Annotated in this window: 2 protein-coding genes and 2 pseudogenes; all 4 read right to left on the minus strand. The window is 76.0% G+C overall.

Annotated elements, in window-relative coordinates:
* Window positions 1-558 (minus strand): annotated as a pseudogene (locus KBX39_RS29780) (ABC transporter permease); the annotation flags it as partial.
* 115 nt (window positions 559-673) lie between these two features.
* Window positions 674-1,124, minus strand: a pseudogene (locus tag KBX39_RS29785) (DUF3180 domain-containing protein).
* Between the two features lie 85 nt (window positions 1,125-1,209).
* Entirely contained in the window at window positions 1,210-1,737 is a 528-nt protein-coding gene (gene folK / locus KBX39_RS29790) for a 2-amino-4-hydroxy-6-hydroxymethyldihydropteridine diphosphokinase (protein WP_210873718.1), read from the minus strand.
* The coding region (gene folB / locus KBX39_RS29795; RefSeq protein WP_210873720.1) for a dihydroneopterin aldolase at window positions 1,734-2,046 on the minus strand (313 nt) is incomplete at its 5' end. The genes folK and folB, both read right to left, overlap by 4 nt.

Consider the following 2,046-nt stretch of genomic DNA (forward strand, 5'->3'; position numbering starts at 1 on the left):
GGCGCTCCGGCGCGGGTCGTAGTCACTCTGCACCGCGACCGGCACGCTCCGGCGCTCCAGATAGACGATCACGCCGGCCGCCCCGGCCAGGCTCGCCGCCCAGCCGGGCACGTGCAGCACCACCACGGCCAGCGCGAGCGCCAGCCCGGCCGCCGCCGCCACCGCGAGCGCCGGCAGCAGCGCCTCCCGCATGCCGCGGTCGCCCTGCTCGGCGAAGTGCAGCGCGGCGGCCAGCGCGACCGGGCCGACCGCCAGGTTCACCGCGCCGGCCCGCAGGCTCAGGCCGGCGGCCAGGGTGAGCAGGCCGAGCGCGGCCACGTCGACGAGCAGCGTCTTCAGGGAGCCGCCGCGCAGCGTGTCCGCGTTCTCCCGCCAGAGCAGCCAGGTCACCGCGACCAGCGCGGCGAGCAGCACGAACTCCCAGAGCACGTGCACCGCGATGCGGTCCCGGCCGGGCTCGCCGTGCGCCGGGTCGTCGAAGACGTGCTCCAGTACGGCGGCGGGCACGCCGGACGATGTCTCCGGCGGCGCTGTCCGACCCGCGTCGTCGTACGCCATAGACCCGCGCCTCCCAGGTGGCCGCGTCCGGCCCACGGGCGGGCGGACCGTGGCGGCCGTCGCTCTCCGGTCGCCAGGGACGGTACCGCCGGGCCGGGGTGTGGGGAACCCCGGATCAGAGACGCCCGCGCGGCGTCTCGCGGTCGCCCGGCTCGCGGTCCTCGTCGTCCTCCTGCGGCGACGAGCGCGAGCGACGCGATCAGACCGCCGAGCGCGGCGGGCCGGTCGCCCTGGGCGGCATTGGTCCGTTCCACGAAGAGCCAGCCGGTCAGGCCGGCGTAGAAGCCGGCGAAGATGGCACCGGCCAGCGCGGACGCCTTGGCCAGCACCACGAACCGGGCGACCAGCAGTGGGTTCACCGGCTCGCGGCCGGGCCGCCGCTCGATCCGGCTGCGGGTGTTCACCGCCGCGTAGCCCTCCAGCACGGCCAGGCCGGCCAGCGTGATCACCGGCAGCCAGGGCAGGTCGGGCGCGAAGTCGTAGTAGAAGCCGCTGATCAGCAGCCAGGCCACCGCGGCGGCGGCCAGGCCGGCCACCACGAGCGTGGAGGCCCGGGTCGGCCCCATCCGGAAGCGGTCGGGCCCCTGCGGGGAGCGGTCGGTGCTCACCGCGCCTCCTCAGCTCGCCACTGCCGGGCCACGCTCCTGCGGGTCATGTGTCCGACTCTAGCGTCAGATCGGGTCGTGGGCTCAGTTCCAGGGCGTCACCGGCCAGCGGCTCGGCGTTGAGCAGATCGGTCAGCCAGCCGTGACCGGGCAGCCGGCCGTGCGGCTCGACGTCGATCCACGGGCGCAGCACGAACGCGCGCAGGTGGGCCCGGGGATGCGGCACCGTCAGCTCGGGATCGTCGCGGAGCACCGGCTGGCCGGCGTCGTCCCAGACCGCGATCACGTCCACGTCGAGCGTGCGCGGCCCGTACCGCCGCTCCGGGTCGCGGGCCCGCCCGGCCGCCGCCTCCGCGGCCCGGGCGCGGGCCAGCCAGTCCTCCGGCGTCGCCGCCGGGTCCGCGACCATCACCACCGCGTTCAGGTACGCGGGCTGGTCCGCGTCCCCCCACGGTGGAGTCTCGTAGACACCGGAGACCAGCAGGACCCGGTCGCCGAGCGCGGCCCCCGCGCCGCGCAGGTGGCCGAGGCGGTCGCCCAGGTTGCTGCCGATCGACAGCACGGCCCGGGTCACCGGGTACGCCTCATCGTGACGGCGACGTCCCGGAACGCGTGCGGGATCGGTGCCTCCGGCTTGTGCACGGTCACCGTCGCCGCGGCGACCAGCGGCTCGGCCAGGCAGACCGCGAGCAGCCGGTCGGCGAGTGTCTCGATGAGGTTCACCGGTTCGCCGGTGATCACCGCGACCAGCCGTTCGGCGAGTTCCCCGTAGTGCACGGTGTCGGTCACCTCGTCGGAGCGGGCGGCCGGGCCCAGGTCCAGTTCGAGCACCGCGTCGACCACGAACTCCTGCGCCGGGGCGCGCGCGAAGGCGTCGACGCCG

Source organism: Micromonospora sp. D75, assembly GCF_018070405.1.
GTDB classification, from domain to species: Bacteria; Actinomycetota; Actinomycetes; order Mycobacteriales; family Micromonosporaceae; genus Micromonospora; species Micromonospora chalcea.